This window comes from Acetatifactor muris, assembly GCF_024623325.1.
GTDB classification, from domain to species: Bacteria; Bacillota; Clostridia; order Lachnospirales; family Lachnospiraceae; genus Acetatifactor; species Acetatifactor muris.
In genome coordinates this window covers 1-3,586 of sequence record NZ_JANJZD010000083.1, presented here as the reverse complement: position 1 = coordinate 3,586, position 3,586 = coordinate 1, and the positions used below count along the sequence as shown (strand labels likewise).

Below are 3,586 nucleotides of genomic sequence, written 5' to 3'. Positions count from 1 at the left end.
AGACCATGAGGAAACGTAGCGCAGAGGAAAAACAAAAGCAGCTTGAACGGTTTTTAATGAATGTTGCGGAAGCCGCCGACGCTGCATTATGGGAGTATTGGCGGGAAAAGGAAGCGGAACACCGCCGCTTTGCAACGGAGTATGTCACGCGCCGGGGGCTTATCCCGCAACAATGACAGCATGGCAGACCGCCGGGGGACAGGGGAAGCTACACTTCCCCTACGCTGCCTTGCGGCAGCTACCCCTTTGTGAACTTGCGGGAAGCGAACACCTTGCTGCGCAAGCTATTCACTTCCCGCAAGTCTGAAAAAAACGTCCGGCAGCACAGCGGGACACAGAAAGGAGCGATTGAAGCAATCACATCTATCCATACCGGCTACATGATACGCGCCCCCACTTTCCGGCGCAGTACACAGCGGCAAAATCCGCACCCCTTACAACTGAATACCGCCGCGCCGCAGAACTTACGCAGCGCGGGGACGCCGCCTTACATACAGGGCGGCTTTTTTTGCGGCGGCGACCATACGCTGACCGCCTTTTGTCCGCTTGCCGGACAGCCGCAGACGCGGCAGAAAGGATATATTCATGGCATTTTTCAATAGCGCAGTAGACGTTTTGCAGACCCTTGTTGTAGCACTTGGAGCCGGGCTTGGTATCTGGGGCGTGATTAACCTCATGGAGGGCTACGGCAACGACAATCCGGGCGCGAATGCTCATGTACGGTAAAGAAGCAAGTAACCGAAAACAAGAGATAGACAGCCAGCACCACACTATTCCGAACCAAAGAAACCAAAGACCAAAAGATAAGCACCGTGGAAATGTGTATAACTTGCTATTCCGTCATGGAAAAGTCCGTTCACAGAACATGGAAAAGCTAAAGTGCAGCTTTCCCACATTCTGCAAACAGACTTTCCCACAACTCCATAAGACAGCAAGTTATGCACATTCCCACAGTGCCTACGTCGGCGAAATCCTACGCATTACTTATAACATGTATAATCTTAATTTTTTTCAGATATACCATTGACATTAGATATACTGTGTGGTACGATATATAGCAAGGAGGTACAGTATATGAATATTGATGATTGGAAATCCCAAATCAAACGTGGGACACTTGATTTTTGTATTCTGTTAATGATAAGGCAGCGACCATCTTATGGATATGAAATTATCAGCACATTAGAAAAATATCCTATTTTAGCTGCAAAAGAGAATACAATTTATCCGCTACTCAGACGGCTAATGAAAGAAGAATATGTTTCGTCCTCATGGCAGGAAAGTGCCGAGGGTTTGCCGCCGAGAAAATATTATTCCATTACAGACAAAGGGCTTGAATATATTTCTGCTATGTCTCAAGAATGGAATAACTTGTTAAATGCAATCAATGAAATTAAAGGAGAATAAGACTATGGAAAAAATTTTAAATGACTATCTTGAAAAAATTGAAAAGTATCTGAAACCTTTGCCAATATCCGAACGTGTTGATATTGTGAAAGAAATCAAAAGTGAAATCCTTGAATTGCAAGGCGATGGAAAAACCGCAGAACAAATTACTGAACGGCTGGGCAATCCCAAAGAGTTGGCAAAAGCGTATCTGGGGGATTTGATTGCAAAAAGCAATTCTTTTAGTTGGAATAGAGTCCTTGCTATTTGCGCCTATTATAGTATTGCAAGTCTTTCCGGCTTGATTGTAATTCCAGTTCTTGCGATTTGCAGCCCTGTGTTCATCATTTGTGCAATAGCTACTCCTATTATGGGTTCTGTCAAATTGATTGATTCACTACTGAATTTAGGTATTCCCTATGCCAACTATATCGGTATTTCCGGGATTGAAAATCCGGTAGCTGTCTTTATCATCAGTATTGTCATGGGAGTAGTTCTGTATCTTATTGGGCGTGGGTGCTGGAAACTGTTAGTCTATTATATCAAAGGTGTCAGCAAAGCTAAACAGCATTTGGAAATCTAAGCAATATTGAATAGCAACTATAAACCATGCAACGCCCCATGTGGGAGAAAGGGGGAATTATTTATGCCTTGCACAGAAGCATATAGGGAACATATCATGTATACGTTCAACGGTTTTTGCAAGACCGTTATACGCTTTGCGGCACTCAACGCATGGCGTGACAGGAGCAGACGGCGGCAAAAAGAAATATCCCTTGAATACCTCACAGAAGAAAAATTTTACCCTTTAGGCACAACAGACAAATATTTTGAAGCACCTTATGAAGAATACCCCATAACGATATGCGGTCAGACAATTATCCTCACCAATGGGGAGCTTGCCGCCGCCCTGTTATCTCTGCCGGAGAGAAACCGGGAAATCATATTCTTTTACTTTTTCGGAGATTACACACAACAGGAAATCGGGGAAATGTACGGACGCTGCCGGAGTACGACCGGGTATCAAATCCGCAGGACGTTAAAACTCCTGCAAAGGAAAATGGAGGTGCTTTCACATGGGGAATCCGAACCTTTTGCCCTATGAAACGATTGTCCGGGCGACCAGCGGCGAGCCGGAAGCCGTGGACGAGGTTTTAAGGCATTACAGCAAGCGTATCCGAATCGCTGCCATTGAAAACGGGCATATCGACAGGGATACCGAGGACAGCATAAAACAGCGGCTTGTCGCTGCCCTGTTCAAGTTCCGTTTTGATGAACAGACATACCGAAAAACTGAATAACCGCCGCTACATAAAACGGCACACCAAGACAGGAAATCAAAAAAGGTTTCCTGTTTTTTTGCGCCCATTTTTGGCATTTTCAGAAATCGCCAGTATTATGCCGTGCAAAGGGGGATAAAAAGAAATTTCTCAAAATTCCCGCCTATTCCGGCTTGTGCGGTTTTGTAAGGAATAGAGGAAAATTTCCGTAAATCTCCGTCATTTTTGCTTTACATGGTGTTGTAGGTAGTAGGGGGAGAAATATCGCCGCAGCTTTGGCGAAATTCCCGCTTGCGGCACTAAAGGTATTGACGGAAGCCCACACAGAGGAAGCCGCCACTTTTTAAGAGCAAGATTCTACCACAGTACCAAATTTCGCTAATCGCTCATTTTGTCCTGCGGGAATCTTGTTGGGGTTGCCACCCCAAGCCCGCCTTTTTGCGGCTTGCGCCGCTTGAAAAAATCCACCCACGAAAGGAGGTTTACAGCCATGAAAAAATACAACACGCCCCACCGCCGCCGGGTAATCAAGACACGCTTGACCGAGGAAGAATACGCCGAGTTTTCCGAGCGTGTCACCCTCTGCAAAATGAGCCAAGCCGAGTTTATCCGGCAAGCCCTCATTAAGTCAAGCATACGCCCGGTTATCACCGTTTCCACGGTCAATGATGAATTGCTTTCTGCCGTTGGGAAGCTAACAGCCGAATACGGAAAAATCGGCGGCAACTTGAACCAGATAGCCCGCTGTCTGAACGAGTACGGCGCACCTTATAACGCCCTCTCCCAAGAAGTGCGAGCCGCCACAGCGGAACTTGCCGCCTTGAAGTTTGAAGTCTTGCAGAAAGTAGGTGAAGCCGTTGGCAACGTTCAAACATATCAGCTCTAAAAATGCCGACTATGGAGCTGCCGAGCAGTACCTA

7 protein-coding genes are annotated in these 3,586 nt (G+C 46.2%); all 7 read left to right on the top strand.

The window, feature by feature from the left end; genetic code table 11:
• The first annotated feature begins 272 nt into the window (after window positions 1–272).
• Window positions 273–602 carry a hypothetical protein gene (locus NSB25_RS28865; protein WP_257479365.1) on the top strand — a complete coding sequence of 110 codons (330 nt, stop codon included), beginning with the start codon at window positions 273–275 and terminating at the stop codon, window positions 600–602.
• Window positions 586–726 carry a Maff2 family mobile element protein gene (locus tag NSB25_RS28860; protein ID WP_002586628.1) on the top strand — a complete coding sequence of 47 codons (141 nt, stop codon included), beginning with the start codon at window positions 586–588 and terminating at the stop codon, window positions 724–726. The genes NSB25_RS28865 and NSB25_RS28860 overlap by 17 nt, the downstream gene beginning before the upstream one ends.
• Before the next feature lie 348 nt (window positions 727–1,074).
• On the top strand, window positions 1,075–1,407 hold the full coding sequence (locus NSB25_RS28855; RefSeq protein ID WP_016227610.1) for a PadR family transcriptional regulator: 333 nt from the start codon (window positions 1,075–1,077) through the stop codon (window positions 1,405–1,407).
• A 4-nt stretch (window positions 1,408–1,411) separates the two neighbouring features.
• Window positions 1,412–1,969: a DUF1700 domain-containing protein gene (locus NSB25_RS28850; RefSeq protein ID WP_016227611.1), complete on the top strand. Its 558-nt coding sequence runs from the start codon at window positions 1,412–1,414 to the stop codon at window positions 1,967–1,969.
• A gap of 63 nt (window positions 1,970–2,032) precedes the next feature.
• On the top strand, window positions 2,033–2,491 hold the full coding sequence (locus NSB25_RS28845; RefSeq protein WP_103242755.1) for an RNA polymerase sigma factor: 459 nt from the start codon (window positions 2,033–2,035) through the stop codon (window positions 2,489–2,491).
• Window positions 2,463–2,687: a helix-turn-helix domain-containing protein gene (locus NSB25_RS28840; RefSeq protein ID WP_016227613.1), complete on the top strand. Its 225-nt coding sequence runs from the start codon at window positions 2,463–2,465 to the stop codon at window positions 2,685–2,687. The genes NSB25_RS28845 and NSB25_RS28840 overlap by 29 nt, the downstream gene beginning before the upstream one ends.
• Window positions 2,688–3,156: 469 nt before the next feature.
• Window positions 3,157–3,552, top strand: a complete 396-nt coding sequence (locus tag NSB25_RS28835; RefSeq protein ID WP_016227614.1) for a plasmid mobilization protein — start codon at window positions 3,157–3,159, stop codon at window positions 3,550–3,552.
• Window positions 3,553–3,586 lie beyond the last annotated feature (34 nt).

What these genes read in the sequence shown, in the direction of transcription:
- NSB25_RS28860 (WP_002586628.1), top strand. Translation starts at nt 586, where the DNA reads ATGGCATTTTTCAATAGCGCAGTAGACGTTTTGCAGACCCTTGTTGTA.
- NSB25_RS28855 (WP_016227610.1), top strand. Translation starts at nt 1,075, where the DNA reads ATGAATATTGATGATTGGAAATCCCAAATCAAACGTGGGACACTTGAT.
- NSB25_RS28850 (WP_016227611.1), top strand. Translation starts at nt 1,412, where the DNA reads ATGGAAAAAATTTTAAATGACTATCTTGAAAAAATTGAAAAGTATCTG.
- NSB25_RS28845 (WP_103242755.1), top strand. Translation starts at nt 2,033, where the DNA reads ATGCCTTGCACAGAAGCATATAGGGAACATATCATGTATACGTTCAAC.
- NSB25_RS28840 (WP_016227613.1), top strand. Translation starts at nt 2,463, where the DNA reads ATGGGGAATCCGAACCTTTTGCCCTATGAAACGATTGTCCGGGCGACC.
- NSB25_RS28835 (WP_016227614.1), top strand. Translation starts at nt 3,157, where the DNA reads ATGAAAAAATACAACACGCCCCACCGCCGCCGGGTAATCAAGACACGC.